Source organism: Acinetobacter bohemicus ANC 3994, assembly GCF_000367925.1.
GTDB lineage: Bacteria > Pseudomonadota > Gammaproteobacteria > Pseudomonadales > Moraxellaceae > Acinetobacter > Acinetobacter bohemicus.
Genome location: NZ_KB849164.1, coordinates 441981 through 459324 on the forward strand (window position 1 = coordinate 441981; position 17344 = coordinate 459324).

Genomic DNA, 17344 nt, shown 5'->3' on the forward strand with positions numbered 1-17344 from the left:
TCCAATGCTTAAACTTATCTACTACGTTCCCGAATCCCATCTTGAATCCACTAAACTTGCCATCTTTGAAGCAGGAGCAGGCGGTATAGGCAACTATGAGCATTGTGCTTGGCAAGTGTTAGGTACAGGGCAATTTAAACCTGTAAAAGGTGCGAATCCGTTTATTGGTGAGTTAGATATTTTAGAACAAGTTCCTGAATGGCGTGTCGAAACGATTGTTCCTGAAGATAAAGCATCTGCCGTTGCAAAAGCTCTGAAAGCAAGTCATCCGTATGAAGAGCCTGCTTTTGAGTTTATTCAAATGGTCGATGTTCTTTAATGGTGAATCTAAAATATATTTGATACACGTTAACGTCATTCGCAACTGTTTGAGGCAGGACTTAATTTATTAGATAAAGTTTCTGCGATTAAATTGATAAAAGGCGGAATAGAACGAGTTTTGCGAATGACAATGGTTTTGCCTACTTTTCCCGAAAGAAAAGTAGGTCGAACCGAAGGTTAATCCTGAAATTAAAACTTTAATGAAAAGATTCCATTGAGAAAATCAATATTAAACCTTCTGAATAAATAAATTACGGTCAAAACGGTATTGCGGGAAGAAGACTCCATCTTCGGCACGTTCACCCGCAGCAATCACCATCACAGGATACTGCTGGTTATTCAAGTTTAAAATTTTGCATACTAACGGTTCGTCAAAACCTTCCATCATACAACTGTCAAAACCATAAGCACATAAAGCCAGTACAAGGTTTTCACAGGCCAAAGCTGTGGTTTTACTGGCCCAAAGTTTTGCATCTGCTGGATTGAATGCCGTTACAGGCAGTTGCTTGTCAAACTGACGTGCAACTTTGAAAGCCACTTTCTTAAAGTTACCAAGCGCATTGAAATAACCCGTTTTATAGTTATAGGGAATAAAACGATAATACTTTTGTACAGTTGCAGGCGCTTCGGGGAAAGGAAACTCAGTAATGTTCATTTTCGCCATTTCATCTAAACGGTCGGTACGTGCTACACAAACAATTAATTCCGAAGCTGTTTTTGCAGCCAATTGATTCAAACACGCTTTGACCAATTGCTTTTTCTTCGCTGCCGATTGCACTACATAAAATGTCCACGGTTGTAAGTTAGAGGAGTTGGGTGCCAGTAAAGCCAAGTCTAAGCATTCATCTAATACTTCCGCAGGAATGGCTTTGTCGGTAAATTTACGTACCGAACGACGACTTGTAACGACCTTTTTAAAGTTTTCGACATCAATATCCTGTGGTGCAGGTTCGTAATAGCGTTTTTTTTCAGCGTTATTTTGAGACATAATGTTCGCCTAATATGAATGTATTGAGGAAAATGGAATCATTGAAAGTATAAAACCACTTAGCAATCTAAATCACTAAGTGGTTTTTAATTTTTAAGTGCTTAAATTTAGTTAAATTGAGCAAAGTCAGGCTTACGCTTTTGCATAAATGCAGCCACGGCTTCAGCCATTTCTGGTGAAGAAACGCGCTTCATAAAGATCACTGCTTCATCATCTACACAGTCTAAAATTTCTTGTAAATTATGTTTCATTAAAGCTTTAGTTTGCTTAATAGAAGCCAATGGAAGTGCTGCTAAAGTTTGTGCTTGTTTTAATGCATGCGCATAAACATCATCTTCAATGCTATTCACCAAACCTGCATTTAAGGCTTTTTCACTGTTAAATTTTTGTGCAGTAAATAGAAGCTCAGCAGCTTTGTGGTAACCCGCTTGTTGAATGAGTAGTTTGCTTGAAGCACCTTCAGGAGACAGACCTAGACTTACAAATGGAATTTGGAATAGGGCTGTATTGTCGCTATAGACTAAATCGGCATGCAGTAGAATCGTTACACCAATGCCAATCGCAACACCACGAACAGCACAAATCAGCGGTTTAGAGAATTTCGCAGCAGATTTTAACACCACAAATGGAGGCGCATCACCTGCTTTACCTGCCAGTGGCGTTTGAATAAACTGCATGAAGTCCTGCATGTCATTACCAGCACTGAAGTCAGCATCAGCACCACGTAAAATCACCACGCGAACTTCTTTATCTTGATCGGCTTCATCTAAGGCTTTGGCAATCCATAAATAAAGTTCGCCATATAAGGCATTTTTTGCTTTTGGTCGATTAATGGCTAAAGTCAGTACGCCATTTTCTAAATTCGCATCCAAATGTTCATGAGGTTGTTGAATACAACTAAGTGTCATCGTACTATCCTTGCTTTAAAACTTAATTTAATTTTATGGCGTTTATTATGTCGTAAATTGATTTAAGTGGCACAACTCATGAGTCATAAAAAATTTGATCCCTTATGAATTATACCTTTGATTATCTCGTTTTTATTGGTCGTTTTCAGCCTTTTCATTTGGCACATATGCAAACCATTAAAATTGCCTTGCAGCAAAGTCAGCAGGTGCTTTTGGCACTGGGTTCAGCGCAAAATGAACGTAATATTAAAAATCCGTTCAGTGCAAATGAACGTGAACAAATGATTTTATCTAACTTTTCAGCAGCGGATCAACAGCGAATTAAGTTTGTGTATGTTGTTGATGTTTATGATGATAAAAAATGGCAAAAATTGGTGACATCGCTTGTTGAAGGCGCTGTTAATCTTGAAGATAAAGTGGGTTTAATTGGTCATTTTAAGGATGAATCTTCCTATTATCTCCAACTTTTTCCAGAATGGGAGATGGTTGAACTGGATAGTCTAAAAGATGCCATTTCAGCGACTCCACTGCGTGAAGCCTATTATCGTGGGGAAATAGTCGAATCTGCTTTTCCACTCGGAACCAGTGAGTTTTTACACAAATTTCAGCAGACAGCGACTTACCAACAATTGCAGCACAAATACCTGACACAAGATAAAAGCAATCTTGAATAAGCTAAGCTTTCCTTATTTCAAAAGGAGAGTTGAAAATATGGCTTCGATCTAAAATTTGCATAACTCAATTAAAAATTGGGTTATTGATCAAATTTTTGGTTCATATAGGTTGGTGCTTTTTCTAAAATATCGTGAGTGAGTTGTTGTAAAGGTTTGGATTGTTGCTTCCAATGATGCCAATACAACTGAATATCCGTTCGTGCCTCTGGTAAAATTTCAACCCATTCGCCTGTAAGTAGGCGTTGTCCAATTTGATAATCAGGTACCATCCCAAAACCTAATCCATAAGCAATCGCTTCAACAAAGGCCGTTGAAGAAGGAATGTAATGGTGCGGATAGCTGTCGATGTTCAAACCATAATGCGCCAAGATAATGTCGGTATGAATATGATCTTTATCATTATAAATGACGGCAGGTGCCATTTTTAAGGCATTCCGATGTAAGCCTTGAGCGAACCAGTGTCTTGTAAACTCAGGGGTTGCAACCATTCGATAGCTCATTGAGCCTAATCGGGTAGCTAAGCAGCCTTTCATGGGGTGTTGTTCAGTCGAAATACAAGCACTGACCAGACCCGCTTCTAACAAATGATGGGTATGCGCCTGATCATCTACTTTTAAATGCACCACAATTTTTTCGCGTAATAGTGTTTCTCGAATAGCCCTGAACAGCCAAGTCGCCAAAGAATCATCATTTGTTGCAATATTCAGTTGATAAAAAGGCGACTCATCAGTTTGCCCAGTCAAGTCTTGCAGCAGGTTTTGTTCGAGTCGTCGTGTATGTTGTAAATAATGCAATAAAGACTGACCCGCTTGCGTCACGCGGCATGGACGTTCACGCACAATGAGCAAATGTCCTAAGGTCTTTTCAAGACTTTGAACGCGTAAAGTTACCGCAGATGCTGTAATACATAAGCGTTCCGCTGCTAAATCAAAGCTCCCAATTTCTGCGACGGCCAGAAAAGCATCACATTGTTTACTGTTTAGCATAACTTTTGCTTCGTTCTTTTCATTTGTAGTAATCACTATAAACTAAAAATAATTTAGTTAAATTGATATTTTCTTAATTATATTTAGTTTTAGGTAAAAGCATCGATAATGCATTTCAGCCAAAAGAGCATGGAAAAAGTTGATGCTACATAGCTATCTACAAGGTTTTGCAATAGGTTTAAGTCTTATTGTTGCTATTGGAGCGCAAAATGCATTTGTACTAAAACAAGGCTTAAAGAAACAAGCCGTGTTCTGGGTTTGCTTTGTCTGTGCGCTTTCCGATTCTATTTTAGTGGTGCTGGGTATCACGGGTTTTGCTACCGTGATACAGCTTTATCCTGAGCTTGTTGGTTTTGCCAAATGGGCTGGAGCTGTATTTTTATTGTGGTATGGATTACAACATGCGATACAAGCTTTTAAGTCGAATCAGTCATTGCATGCTAGTTCGCAGAATGAAATTCAATTGAGTAAAATTATTATTGTGTGTCTGGCTTTAACTTGGTTAAACCCACATGTGTATTTAGATACGGTGGTTTTAATTGGTTCTATTTCGACTCAATTTGAGCAAACCAAACTATATTTTGCTTTGGGCGTAATCACTGCTTCTTGGTTCTTCTTTTTTAGTCTGGGTTATGGTGCTCGAGTGTTAATTCCCGTCTTTGCAAATCCTAAAGCATGGAAAGTGTTAGATGGTGTTATTGCACTGATTATGTGGAGCATCGCAATTTCTTTAATAATGACTACCTAAATGATGAGTAGCTAAAGGTAAAAGCCCAAAACGAGTTTGGGCTTTTAGCTGTGACATTTAAACAGCTTGTAAAGCTTTTAAATCTTGCAAGACTTGTTCTGCATGACCCGCTGCTTTGACTTTACGGTATTCTTTAACCAGTTTGCCATTATGGAAAATGAAGGTTGAGCGCTCAATGCCCATCACTTTTTTACCGTACATATTTTTTTCTTTAATCACATCAAAGTGCTTACACAACACTTCTTCTTTGTCACTAATCAGATTAATGCTCAGTGATTGTTTTTCAGTGAAGTTTTGATGTGCTTTTACCGAATCCCGTGAAATACCGATAATCGTGGTATTTAACGCTTCAAATTGATCTTTCAAAGCAGAAAAATCGACTGCTTGCGTCGTACAACCCGGTGTTGAATCTTTTGGATAAAAATACACAATCAGCCATTCTGATGGAAGGGTCGATAAGTTCACTTCGCCAGTGGTTGTTGGGAAATTTTGGTTTGGCAATTGAATATTTTCAGTCATGCTTTAATCCTTGATTAAAATGAATTGCTTTCTAATTCGAGTGCTAAAAAGGCATAATTTTCATGATATAGAATATCACCTTTGCGTACAGCAATTGGTGCTGTAAATAGAGGTCCATCAATCACGGTGCTGTGAAATTCACCGCCTTCACCGCAAGGATCAATCCCTCGATTTTCTAATTCTTGAATATAATCCAGAGTTAAAACTTTTCCTAAATCATCAACTTTCATGCCCAAGTCAAAATTAACAGTCACAATCATGGTCTTAAAACCAAGCTGAATGAATTCTTCAATCACTTCCCGATGTGGACGTTCCCAAAGTGGCATACAGAGTTTCAGCCCCGCTTGTTGAGTAATACGATCATGCCAACAACCATGTTCAGGCATATCTAAATCACCTGTGACTAAAACCTCTGCACCTTGCTGTTTGGCATGTGCTAATAATTTTAAAAATTCAGTTTCATAGTCATTCCAGCTTGAAGACGCGGTAATGATAGGTAAACCTAAGGCATTGGCTTGTGCTTGAATGATATCCATGCTCATGGCATGTGAACGAGAACGCAGTCCTTGTTCTTCAAGCATCACAATTAAGCCAATGGCTTTACCGACCTGCATCGCATGATACAAGGCGAGGGTGCTGTCTTTACCACCGCTATAAGATACGATGAATTTTTGTTCGGTGGCGTTGGTTTTCCATTGCTGTTGCATACATTATCCATAGCTAAAAAAGCCTGCAATTATATAATGCTGATCAGTTAAGAGGTTTTACAATTAACTTCTTAGCTTTTTAGTTATTCACGACGGAGTCTTATATTTTTAAATCAAATACTTGGAGTTCATCTATTACTTTGGATAAGCCCAAATGAGAATCCTCAAAATATATTTTGAGTTCGCGAGAAAGGCATCTTGCGGCGCAGTGCGCCTCACCGCAAAACTCGTCAAATCCCTTTTATTGATTAATAAATCGCAGAAACTGTACTTTTCCAAAGTGGTTTTGCCTCGAACAGTTGCGGGTGACGTTTCCGTGTATCGAATAACATTATGAATTTAAAAAAAATGCCAATCAGTTTCTTAACTGACTGGCATTACTGCAATTGCAGGCTTTCTGTGGTATCTAAATCAACTTATTTTTTAGCTTGAGCAGCCTGTGCCGCTTTCATTGCTTCTTCAGTTAAGCTTTTAAGCTTGCTGGTCAATTGTGGGCCAAAACACGTTTGTAGATCTTTATTTTGCTTTTGAACAAAAGCTAAGGTCGCAGGGCTTTTCTTTTGATTAATGGTACTTTGGATTTCCCATTTTTGCGCATTGGTTAATTTACCGTCAGCTTCAACCGCACAAGTACAGTATTTACTGACTTCTGCCGCTGATAATTTTTTACTTTTACCGGTTTCATCTTTACAAACATTAATTAAAGCCGATTTTACATTGGTGCTTTTATATGCTTCCTGAAGTTTGTTTGCTTCAGCAGCATGAGAAGCAGTTGCCATCATTGCAACAGCAGAAACGAATGTAGAAAGAATAATGTTTGATTTCAAATTTTTCATAAACTGTACCTTGTTAAGACGGTATATAACGTGTTGGATCTGTGATACCTGCATCAACAAAACCTTGCTTACGTAAGCGGCAACTATCACACTTGCCACAAGCACGCCCTAGGTCGTCTGCTTGGTAGCATGACACTGTTTGACTATAGTCTACGCCATGTTCTATACCTAAGCGAATGATATTTGCTTTGGATAAATGTAACAAAGGTGTTTCAAATTTAAGAGGTTTTCCTTCCACGCCAACTTTAGTTGCAAGGCGTGCCATGGTTGCAAAAGCATCAATAAATTCAGGACGACAGTCTGGATAACCTGAATAATCAACGGCATTGATGCCAATGACAATGGCTTCTGCACCAAAAACTTCCGCGGCTGCGAGCGCGTAGGAAAGAAAAATGGTGTTACGTGCTGGAACATAAGTTACAGGAATACCCACTTGTTCCTGTTCAGGGACATCAATGCTTAAGTCTGTTAAAGCAGAGCCGCCTAAGTTACCTAAATCAATATTTATGACACGATGTTCTACACCAGCGCGTTGGGTTAATGCACGCGCAGCATCAAGTTCAGTGGTTGAACGTTGACCATACATAAAACTGATGGCAATACATTCATAACGTGCTTGCGCCCAAGCCAAACAAGTTGTTGAGTCTAAGCCGCCAGATAACAAAACTATGGCACGAGGGCGCATATGAAAATCTCCAAATAGATGTATTTAAGAACAGAATAAATTAACGACCAGTTTCATCATTCCAAAGCAATTTGTGTAATTGCAATTGGAAGCGAACAGGGAGATGGTCTTCTAAAATCCATTGTGCTAAATCACGCGCAAGTTGCGGTAAACGAACATTACCTTTCTCAACAGCAAAGGCAGGAGAGAACCAAACAGTACTCACTTTATCCACCAATTGATATTGTTCAACTTGCTGTTTTGACCATTCATAATCTTCACGATTACAAATCACAAATTTGATTTGATCATGCTGAGTTAAATGATCCAAATTACTGAGTAAATTTCTTTTTTCTTCACCAGAGGTTGGTGTTTTTAAATCAAGTACTTTAGAAACACGCGGATCAACTTTAGAGACATCTAAAGCACCACTGGTTTCAAGAGACACTTCGCAGCCCAAATCGGCAAGGCGTGTCATTAAAGGAAGAGCATTGGGTTGAGCAAGCGGTTCACCGCCAGTCACACAAATATAAGGGGTTTTAAAATCGAGCGTTGTTTGAATAATCTGCTCTAAAGATTGACGCTCACCACCTTCAAAAGAATAGGTAGTATCACAATAAGTACAACGTAAAGGACAACCCGTTAAACGAATAAAAACCGTCGGTAAGCCCGCAGCATTCGCTTCACCTTGTAATGAATAGAAAATCTCCGTGATACGTAAACCCGCAGACGGATCAGAAACAGGAATAGTAGAAGATCGAAGAGTATTCATAACAAGAAATTACCACACTAAACAAATGAGAGAGTACAAAAAACAAAAATCTCTACGCTCATGTCTGACCGTAGAGATGAGGAGCAATCGCTCCGCACGAAAATGAATAAAAAATTATTCGTCGCGTAATAAATCGTTCAAGCTTGTTTTAGAACGTGTTTGCGCATCTACTTTTTTCACGATGATTGCAGCATAAAGGCTGTAAGTACCGCATTTAGAAGGCAAGCTACCCGCAACAACAACAGAACCCGCAGGTACGCGACCATAATGAACTTCGCCAGTTGCGCGGTCATAAATTTTAGTTGATTGACCAATGAACACGCCCATTGAAATCACTGAACCTTCTTCAACGATTACGCCTTCAACGATTTCAGAACGTGCACCAATGAAGCAGTTGTCTTCAATAATTGTTGGGTTTGCTTGTAATGGCTCAAGAACACCACCAATACCTACGCCACCCGATAAATGTACATTTTTACCGATTTGAGCACATGAACCGACAGTTGCCCATGTATCAACCATTGTACCTTCATCAACGTAGGCACCAATGTTCACATAAGATGGCATCAATACCACATTTTTAGCTTGGAAGCTGCCTTTACGAGCAACAGCAGGCGGTACTACACGTACGCCAGCAGCTTGAAATTGTGCTTCAGTCCAGCCTTTAAATTTAGTGTCTACTTTGTCATAGAAACGAAGATCACCAGACTCGATTGGTTTGTTGTCGTTCAATTTGAAAGATAACAAAACTGCTTTTTTAAGCCATTGATGAACAACCCATTCACCATCGATTTTTTCAGCTACACGAAATGTGCCGTTATCTAGGCCAGCAATAGCTTCTTCTACAGCGTTACGAATTTCTACAGCGCAATTTGCTGCTGTGAAATTTGCACGATCTTCAAAAGCTTGTTCAATGATTGTTGAAAGCTGAGACATGATCTTCCATTTCCAAAAAAATTTTCAAGATTTTACACTATATTGAGACAAGAATAGATGAAAAAGTCGCTTTAGATCGGAATTAATTATTAAAGCTGAGCTGAGGGGTATAAAAAATAAAAAGCTGAGTATTTAGTAAGCAAATAATGGGCAAGAAAAGTTAATAATCAAAAATAAATTGTATCAAAAAATAACAAAAAATCAGCAAAATTAGAATAAAAGTTAAGCGATTTTTATTTTATAGTCCAAGTACAGAAAACATGCTTAATGATGAAAATAACGTTTTGAGGAGATATACAATGAAGACTTTACGCACTCTTCTTGCCGCAACTGTATTGACGGCTATTGCAGGAACAGCGATGGCTGATGAGACAGTCGTAAAAGATGGTTATGCATTTGATCGCAATCAACTTGTGCCAACAGGTGTTCGTGCTGAAGTGGGTACAACGGGTTATGGTGGTGCTTTACTTTGGACTGCAAATCCTTATGTCGGTTTAGCATTAGGTTATAACGGTGGTGATATTTCTTGGTCTGATGATTTATCTGTAGATGGCGTAAAATATGACGTTGATATGGATAATAAACTTGCATACTTAAATGCAGAAATTCGCCCTTGGGGTGCTAGTTCAAATCGCTGGGCACAAGGTGTGTATATGGCTGCAGGTGTAGGTTATTTAGACAGTGAGTATGAATTAAACTCTAGAGCTGGTAGTGGTCAGATTGAAATTAATAACACCCCGACAAGCTTTAGTTCAGTCAATGGTAAAGTGTCGTACGATAATGATATTGCACCCTATCTTGGTTTAGGTTTTGCACCTAAAATCAATAAAAATTGGGGCGTATTTGGTGAAGTGGGTGCTTACTACACAGGAAACCCAACAGCTAAATTGACAGGTGTCGGTGGCACTGTTGCAGATCAGGCATTATTAGCTGATCATGAGCGTAATATTGAAAATGATGATGAATACCAATGGTTGCCAGTGGGTAAAGTGGGTGTAAGCTTCCACTGGTAATTTAAAATTTCATGCGTTAAAAAAACGAGCTTCGGCTCGTTTTTTTATTTTAAAGATCAGATATTTTACGTTAAAAACGATAACCCATTTTTATGCCATAAGCTAAGGCATGGTTATTGTTCACCGAAGATAGCGGTTTAAATAAACTGCCCGAACCATTTGAGTCTTGTTGAACTTTGGCTTTGTTTAACCTGAAGTATTTAATTCCGCCAGCAATAAATAAATTCGAGTGAATCTGATAAAAACTTCCGAGTCCTAAACTATAAAGACCATTTGAAGGGCTCAGGGTTGAAGCTGGATTATCAATACCGCTATCACGGCCTATATCTATTGTAGATGTCCATTTGTCGCTGAATACATGGGCCATACCTAGCGTTGTTGCCCACTGATCGTTTTGATAATCCACTAACATGACCGGGTTATTACTACTTGAACTGATCAATGGTGAAGCAATTTTAAAATTTTGCCAATTGACCCAACGTAACGAAGCATAAATTAAATTATGCGCTGTTATACCGGATTGAAACTCAAGGTTGACGGATTGAGGTGTTTCAATCGTGGTGTTTTGATTTGAGCTTAAATTAAGCAGAGGTATTGTTGGCGTGGTGGTCGTTTGTTCATTAAAGGGGTGTTTATGTCGAATTTTAGCGCGATACGTTAAGGATGTTTTGAGTACATATTCTGGAATCTGATAGCTCATTCCTGCGAGCCAGCCATGAGCAGAATTTTTTTGAATGTCTCCATGATAGTCGATCAATAAACCCGATGATTGTCCCGAAATTTTTACCTGTGTGCTTAAGGTTTGATGGCTTAAACCTGCATAAAAATTCAAAAAAGGATTGGGTTGATAACCTAAAAGAGAGCTTAGATTTTTTGTGTCTAATTTAAATTGAGTTGCATTGATTAAATTAGCGGGACTGCTTGGAATAGGGTCAAAAGTGTAATCGACATTTGTCCCAAAGGGTTGGTCGTAAATGAAACCTAAAGACCAATTGGGGTGTAGTTGCAATTTTAAGCTGGTGTTAAACAGAACATAGCGACGGACAAAATTTGGCGTAGCAACCTCTGTTAATGTCGAGAGGTCTTCAGCTTCTGGTCGGTAAATGTTTCCTGAAACATTGGCATCGACAATTGCGGTTGAAAATTCTAAGTAATTGTTGGGTTCTAAAAATGAAGCAATACTTTGGTTAGACGTTTCAAGGGCTGCGGAAAATACTTGTGTTGGCAGAAAAATGCACACACTTATACAAAGTGCCGTAGCTTTCATGGAGAACCCCGAATGAAAGAATAAGTTTGCTTAGATCGTGGATGTATCAAATTAAATGACACGCGCTGTAATTCAGTTTTTATTCAGTGTTCATACTTTATGCTGTTTTGTTTGGTTCGAGCAAGCAGAGTTTTAACATTGTTTATACTAGCGGCTATTGTTATTTGATAATCACAACCAAGTAATCAAATCAAAATATAAGCTAGAGCAATAGCGTTTTCATAATTTTACTTGCGCTTGCCATATCGAGTGGCTATAGCGAGAAGTAGATGGGTTGGGTAATTGAATTCTACTTACTCGCCATTTTTTGCACAGCCAATGTCAACAGACTTTAATCTTAGTAGATTTTATTTGTAGCCAATTTTAAATGCTGCTAAGAAGCGATTGGGTTGATGAGCATCAAAAACCACCTGATCGAGAGGACTGGTTTGTGGGGCTTTTATAAAGGCATTACTTTTTAGCGTTGGGAACTGTGTTACTTGCATTTTTCCTTCATCAATTAAGGCTTGTGCCGCTTGTGTATAGAGGTCTGGACGATAAACTTGCTTAGCCGTTTCTAAATACCATTGATCTGTTTGGCTCGTGCTGATTTGACCCCAACGACGCATTTGGGTTAACCACCATACTGCATCTGAATAATAAGGAATGCCATACTGTCCTTTGAAGAAAGTATGAAATGATTTTGCTGGACGAACATCGCCTGGTTCGTATTCAAATACGCCTGTCATGCTATTGGCAATAATGTCTTTATCAACACGGATATAATTATCTTGAGCAATAATTTCGGTGGCTTCTTTACGGTTTGTATCGTTGTTTTCATCTAACCAATGCGAAGCTCGGATTAAAGCTTTAACTAATTTAAGCGTCGTGGTTGGGTTTTGTTGTGCAAATTTTTGGGTTAAACCAAATACTTTATCCGCACCATTTTCCCAAATGGCATCTGAAGTAATTACCGATACACCAAAGCCTTTTTTAACTGCTTTTTGATTCCAAGGTTCACCTACGCTATAACCTGAAGTTACACCTTCGACCATCGTTGAGATCATCTCTGGTGGGGGAATAACGGTTAAATCTACATCAGAGCCAATGTTACCACTGGTATTATTGTGTGCCGGATCATATGTTCCTGGATGAATTCCACCCGCGGCAAGCCAATAGCGCAGCATATAATTATGTGTGCCTGTAGGAAAGGTCATGCCTAATTTAAACACTTTTTGTTGCTGTTTATATTGAGCAATGACAGGTCTTAAACTGTTGGCACTGATCGGATGTTTAGGCAGATTATGTTCCATCGGAACATTTTTTTTCATTTCATTCCAAACACTATTTGAAACAGTAATCGCAGCACCATTATAGGACAGCGTGAAAGGAGTAATGATTGGGGTTTTATTTGATGATGGATCAATGAATGATGCTAAAGGCATCGCAGCGAGCATATGGGCTGCATCTAGTTCATCTTTTTGTACACGTTCGTAAAGCACGCCCCAACTGGGTTGCGCTTCGAGTGTGACATTCAGGCCTTCATCTTTAAAAAAACCTTTTTCGACAGCGATGGCTAAAGGTGCCATATCGGTCAATTTCACAAAGCCAATTGTGAGGGTCGTTTTTTCAATCGCTAAAGGGCTTGCGGCAGTTTCTTGATCAGGTTCTTTTTGACAACTGGCCAGTAAAAAACTGAGTCCCACTAAATAGAGTATAAGAAAAACTTTGTTTAATAATATTTTTTTCATTAATTTACCGAATTTTATCGTGGATTGAACGCCCTCAAACAGCAAGATAGATGCCAAATGTTCGCTAAATATAGAGAAATTGAATGTCGAGTTCCTGATGGAATAGAAATAGAAAATGTTACTGGGAAAAGTGTATTTAATGGATTTGAGTGTGTTTGCACTCTAAAAGAGTTTAACTTTAGGATTATTTGATGATCTAAGTCTGTCCGGTTATGGAATAGACCTCGAACTTAATTTGGGCATTTTTAAACAAGATGCACATTTTACGTACGCCAAATATTTTTATGCGCGAAAATTGAGCGCTAAGTTGTTTATAAATAAGCTGCTTTGGGATTTTGCTTACATATTTTTTTTGCACAGCACATATCAACAGCCCCTATATTTTATAGCGTTAAAATGATGCATCATTTTAATCAATACGCCGTTCAAGAAAAATAGTGAATTAAAAAAGGGATATTTTTATATCCCTTATGTTTAAACATAATGTGAGTGTTAATCTTCTGGGTAAGCCACTTTTTTCAGGGCTTTAATATCCGCTTCTGGTGAGCAGAGTGAAATAAACTCATAACCATAACCGCGAAGTAAATGACCTTTACGGACTGCAATCCAAGTGGTATTCACACCAAAAATATCTGTTGGGATTTGTTTTAAACGGTAATCACGTTCTGCATCGTAAGCGACATTGTTCACAATACCAACCCCCATGTTCAGTTCGACATAGGTTTTAATCACATCTGCATCCAATGCTGACATCACGATATCTACATCAATGCCCGCATCTTCGAAGGCTTTGTCAATTTTTGAACGGCCTGTGAAACCGCCATGGTAAGTGATAATCGGATAGTGAGCTAAATCTTCTAAAGTAATATCTGTTTTATTGGCGAGTGCATGGTTTTGTGGAACGATAATGCTGTGTTGCCACTGATAGTAAGGCACACTTGCAAGGTTATCTTCCGTGGTTAAAGATTCAGTTGCAATGCCAATGTCAGCTTCGCCTTGAAGCAACATTTCAGTAATTTCAACTGGGCTGGCTTGTTGTAAAATTAAATGAACTTTTGGAAATTCTTTTTTAAATTGGTTCACAATATGTGGTAACACATAGCGTGCTTGAGTATGTGTGGTGGCAATGGTCAGGGTGCCTTCATCAACACGGTTAAAGTCATCTGCAAGGCGTTTAATATTGTCTGCATCAACCAACATCCGTTCAACAATCCCCAGTAAAGACTGACCCGGTTCAGTTAAACCCAAGAGACGTTTACCTTTACGAATAAACAGCTGTACACCGAGTTCATCTTCTAAATCTTTAATATGTTTACTCACACCCGATTGTGAGGTGTAAAGTGCTGCTGAAGCTTCCGTTAAATTAAAATTTTGTCTAACAGTTTCTCGAATAATTCTTAATTGTTGGAAATTCATAATGCTGTATACCTTAAAAATAGAATGGGGCTTTTTTGCCCCATCGATGTGCAATTAAGCAACGTCATTGGCAAATAAATGTAATGCCGTTGGGCTTAACCACACCGTTTGATTCGGTTTAAATTGATGTAATTTTACTTCATCTGAATGAAGCGAAATTTCAATTAAATTACCTTGGCGATCTTGCAGTTCGGCAAGCACTTTACCCGCAATCCAGATTTCACGTAAAAAAGTGGCTTGGATGGCATTTTCTTGTGGAGTCGCATGAATGTGCAGTTCATTTGGACGGGCAAAGGCAATAATTTCACCTTGTGGCGCATCTTTTACTTGTGGCAACTGAAGACGATCTTCACCAATGTGAATAATGCCTTGTTGGTTTTGACCTTCAAAACGATTGGCTTGACCCAGAAAGTCGAAGACGAAAGGTGTTGCCGGCTTTTCATAGACTTCACGTGGTGAACCAATTTGCTCTACATTGCCTTTATTCATCACAATAATTTGGTCCGCAACTTCTAAAGCTTCTTCTTGATCGTGTGTGACAAAAATTGAAGTAATATGTAATTCGTCATGCAAAGTCCGTAACCAGCGACGCAGCTCTTTACGGACTTTAGCATCTAATGCACCAAAAGGTTCATCCAGTAATAGCACACGTGGTTCAACCGCGAGTGCTCGCGCCAAAGCAATACGTTGACGTTGTCCCCCAGATAACTGTGCAGGGAAACGGTCAGCCAAAAAGCCCAATTGAACCAGATCAAGTAAACGCGTGACACGTTTTTTAATTTCGGCCTCAGAAGGACGAGTAGAGCGTGGACGGACACGTAAACCAAAAGCAATGTTTTCGAACACAGTCATGTGGCGGAAAAGTGCGTAATGTTGGAAGACAAAACCGACTTGACGTTCACGTACATGCACATCAGTAGCATCTTCGCCTTCAAGGATCACTTGACCGCCATCTGCTGATTCTAAACCGGCAATAATGCGCAGTAGCGTAGTTTTACCACAACCTGAAGGGCCAAGTAATGCAACCAATTGACCCTCTGGAAAATCCAGTGAAATGTTATTCAGTGCATGGAATGCACCAAAGTGTTTTTCAATATTTTTAACTTGAATACTCATGATGTCATTCCTTAAGAAACTGTTGCATCTTCATTACGTTTACTTTGATTTTCTTGGCGAATCTCAACCCATGCTTTTAAAATGAGGGTCACAATCGCGAGCAGAGCCAACAGCGATGACACGGCAAATGCAGCACTAAAGGTATATTCGTTATAAAGGATTTCAACGTGTAAAGGTAGCGTATTGGTTTCGCCACGAATATGTCCGGAAACTACCGATACCGCACCGAATTCACCCATTGCACGTGCATTACACAGAATTACGCCGTAGATTAAACCCCATTTAATGTTCGGTAAGGTCACTTTCCAGAAGGTTTGCCAGCCTGAAGCACCCAGTACAATTGCAGCTTCTTCTTCCTCTGTGCCTTGTGCTTCCATTAAAGGAATCAGTTCACGAGCCACAAATGGCACAGTAATGAAAATGGTGGCAAGCACAATGGCAGGTGTGGCATACAGGATTTTAATATCGTGATCCATCAGCCAACCGCCGATCCAACCTTGAGAACCGAAAATCAATACCACCATCAAACCTGCGACAACGGGCGACACAGAAAACGGCATATCAATAATGGTGGTTAAAATAGATTTACCACGGAAGTTAAATTTTGCCACCGACCAAGCCGCGGCAACACCAAAGATCACATTGATGGGCACAGCAATTGCCGCCGTAATTAAGGTCAGTTTTACCGCAGACAAAGTATCTGGATGAACCAAAGCTTGGAAGTAAACGCCAACACCTTGTTTAAAGGCTTCAACGAACACCAAAATCAAAGGTAAGATCAGGCAGCTCATAAAGAAAATCAGTGCAATGGTGATGAGCGTATAACGTACCCAAGTCGGTTCACGGGTCGCATCACGAGATTGCAGTTTTTCTGCTAAGGCATTGCTATTGGTCATTAAGCTCATGGCGTAGTTCTCCCTGTACGACGGCTTGCCCATGCTTGTAGCAAGTTAATCAGGAACAAAATAGCAAATGAAAGAACCAACATGACCACGGCAATGGTGGTTGCACCGGCGTAATCATATTCTTCTAAACGAGAAATAATCATCAAGGGTGCGATTTCAGTTTCAAAGGGTTGATTACCCGCAATAAAAATAACCGAACCATATTCACCGACACCGCGAGCAAAGGCCAAAGCAAAACCAGTCAGTAATGCAGGAAATAAAATCGGCATAATGATTTTGGTCACAATTTGCAAACGGTTAGCACCCAATGCTGACGCAGCTTCTTCAAGTTCAGTTTCTAAATCGCTCAAAACAGGTTGTACAGTACGCACCACAAACGGTAGACCAATAAAAATCAATGCCAATGTAATACCAATAGGCGTATAAGCCACTTGAATGCCTAATGGTTCTAAGTACTGACCAATCCAACCTGTCGGTGCATATAAAGATGTGAGCGCAATACCTGCCACTGCTGTGGGTAGAGCAAAAGGTAAATCGACCAATGCATCAACAATACGTTTACCGGGGAAGGTATAACGCACTAAGCACCATGCCAGTAATAAGCCAAACACCACATTGATTAAGGCTGCAATAAGTGCAGCACTAAAACTTAACTGCAAAGATTTCAGGATGCGTTCTGAACTGAGAATTTCCCATAGACCATCCCATCCAATTCCCAATGATTTAATAAACACGGCGGACAATGGAATAAGAACAATTAATGATAAATACGCTAGGGTAAAGCCTAAGGAAAGACCAAATCCTGGCAGCACTCGGGATCGCTGCGACATGACTACTC

General features: G+C 39.4%; 19 protein-coding genes. 4 read left to right on the forward strand and 15 right to left on the reverse strand.

Translation table 11 applies throughout. From position 1 onward, the window contains the following. Window positions 1–4: 4 nt before the first annotated feature. A complete protein-coding gene (locus F994_RS02000) occupies window positions 5–319 on the forward strand; it encodes a YqfO family protein (protein WP_004648354.1) in 315 nt (104 codons plus the stop codon). A 231-nt stretch (window positions 320–550) separates the two neighbouring features. On the opposite strand, the gene F994_RS02005 is transcribed toward F994_RS02000, so the two are convergent. Together F994_RS02005 and F994_RS02010 are read right to left on the reverse strand one after the other, a co-directional pair. After that, a complete protein-coding gene (locus F994_RS02005) occupies window positions 551–1309 on the reverse strand; it encodes a nitroreductase family protein (protein ID WP_004648355.1) in 759 nt (252 codons plus the stop codon). A 107-nt stretch (window positions 1310–1416) separates the two neighbouring features. After that, window positions 1417–2217, reverse strand: a complete 801-nt coding sequence (locus F994_RS02010) for an enoyl-CoA hydratase (protein WP_004648356.1) — start codon at window positions 2215–2217, stop codon at window positions 1417–1419. A 104-nt stretch (window positions 2218–2321) separates the two neighbouring features. Between F994_RS02010 and F994_RS02015 the strand changes: the two genes are divergently transcribed. Further along, a complete protein-coding gene (locus tag F994_RS02015; protein ID WP_004648357.1) occupies window positions 2322–2891 on the forward strand; it encodes a nicotinate-nicotinamide nucleotide adenylyltransferase in 570 nt (189 codons plus the stop codon). Window positions 2892–2971: 80 nt separating this feature from the next. Here F994_RS02015 and F994_RS02020 read toward each other — a convergent pair whose 3' ends face one another. After that, window positions 2972–3877 carry a LysR family transcriptional regulator ArgP gene (locus F994_RS02020; RefSeq protein ID WP_034696470.1) on the reverse strand — a complete coding sequence of 302 codons (906 nt, stop codon included), beginning with the start codon at window positions 3875–3877 and terminating at the stop codon, window positions 2972–2974. Window positions 3878–4019: 142 nt separating this feature from the next. Between F994_RS02020 and F994_RS02025 the strand changes: the two genes are divergently transcribed. Further along, window positions 4020–4625, forward strand: a complete 606-nt coding sequence (locus tag F994_RS02025) for a LysE/ArgO family amino acid transporter (protein ID WP_004648359.1) — start codon at window positions 4020–4022, stop codon at window positions 4623–4625. A gap of 57 nt (window positions 4626–4682) precedes the next feature. On the opposite strand, the gene F994_RS02030 is transcribed toward F994_RS02025, so the two are convergent. From F994_RS02030 to dapD, 6 genes are all read right to left on the reverse strand, one after another. After that, a complete protein-coding gene (locus F994_RS02030) occupies window positions 4683–5144 on the reverse strand; it encodes a peroxiredoxin (RefSeq protein ID WP_004648360.1) in 462 nt (153 codons plus the stop codon). Between the two features lie 14 nt (window positions 5145–5158). Continuing rightward, complete coding sequence (locus F994_RS02035; protein ID WP_004648361.1) at window positions 5159–5851, reverse strand: Dph6-related ATP pyrophosphatase; 693 nt, start codon at window positions 5849–5851, stop codon at window positions 5159–5161. A gap of 416 nt (window positions 5852–6267) precedes the next feature. Then, window positions 6268–6687, reverse strand: coding sequence for a hypothetical protein (locus F994_RS02040; protein ID WP_004648362.1), 420 nt, complete (start codon window positions 6685–6687; stop codon window positions 6268–6270). A gap of 13 nt (window positions 6688–6700) precedes the next feature. Then, window positions 6701–7372, reverse strand: coding sequence for a 7-cyano-7-deazaguanine synthase QueC (gene queC / locus F994_RS02045; RefSeq protein WP_004648363.1), 672 nt, complete (start codon window positions 7370–7372; stop codon window positions 6701–6703). Between the two features lie 40 nt (window positions 7373–7412). After that, window positions 7413–8123 (reverse strand): 7-carboxy-7-deazaguanine synthase QueE, encoded by a 711-nt coding sequence (gene queE / locus F994_RS02050; RefSeq protein ID WP_004648365.1) that lies wholly within the window; start codon window positions 8121–8123, stop codon window positions 7413–7415. A gap of 114 nt (window positions 8124–8237) precedes the next feature. Beyond that, on the reverse strand, window positions 8238–9059 hold the full coding sequence (gene dapD / locus F994_RS02055) for a 2,3,4,5-tetrahydropyridine-2,6-dicarboxylate N-succinyltransferase (RefSeq protein WP_004648366.1): 822 nt from the start codon (window positions 9057–9059) through the stop codon (window positions 8238–8240). A gap of 299 nt (window positions 9060–9358) precedes the next feature. On the opposite strand from dapD, the gene carO reads away from it, so the two are divergent. After that, window positions 9359–10072 (forward strand): ornithine uptake porin CarO, encoded by a 714-nt coding sequence (carO, locus tag F994_RS02060; protein WP_004648367.1) that lies wholly within the window; start codon window positions 9359–9361, stop codon window positions 10070–10072. Window positions 10073–10142: 70 nt separating this feature from the next. Here carO and F994_RS02065 read toward each other — a convergent pair whose 3' ends face one another. The 6 genes from F994_RS02065 to cysT all read right to left on the reverse strand — a co-directional run bounded on the left by F994_RS02065 (window position 10143) and on the right by cysT (window position 17336). Beyond that, window positions 10143–11339, reverse strand: a complete 1197-nt coding sequence (locus F994_RS02065; protein ID WP_004648368.1) for an outer membrane protein transport protein — start codon at window positions 11337–11339, stop codon at window positions 10143–10145. A 347-nt stretch (window positions 11340–11686) separates the two neighbouring features. Further along, window positions 11687–13069: a CmpA/NrtA family ABC transporter substrate-binding protein gene (locus F994_RS02070; RefSeq protein ID WP_004648369.1), complete on the reverse strand. Its 1383-nt coding sequence runs from the start codon at window positions 13067–13069 to the stop codon at window positions 11687–11689. Window positions 13070–13561: 492 nt separating this feature from the next. Further along, window positions 13562–14485, reverse strand: a complete 924-nt coding sequence (locus F994_RS02075; protein ID WP_004648371.1) for a CysB family HTH-type transcriptional regulator — start codon at window positions 14483–14485, stop codon at window positions 13562–13564. Between the two features lie 54 nt (window positions 14486–14539). After that, a complete protein-coding gene (locus F994_RS02080; protein WP_004648372.1) occupies window positions 14540–15601 on the reverse strand; it encodes a sulfate/molybdate ABC transporter ATP-binding protein in 1062 nt (353 codons plus the stop codon). A gap of 11 nt (window positions 15602–15612) precedes the next feature. Continuing rightward, window positions 15613–16506 carry a sulfate ABC transporter permease subunit CysW gene (gene cysW / locus F994_RS02085; protein ID WP_004648373.1) on the reverse strand — a complete coding sequence of 298 codons (894 nt, stop codon included), beginning with the start codon at window positions 16504–16506 and terminating at the stop codon, window positions 15613–15615. Then, complete coding sequence (cysT, locus tag F994_RS02090; RefSeq protein WP_004648374.1) at window positions 16503–17336, reverse strand: sulfate ABC transporter permease subunit CysT; 834 nt, start codon at window positions 17334–17336, stop codon at window positions 16503–16505. The genes cysW and cysT overlap by 4 nt, the downstream gene beginning before the upstream one ends. Window positions 17337–17344 lie beyond the last annotated feature (8 nt).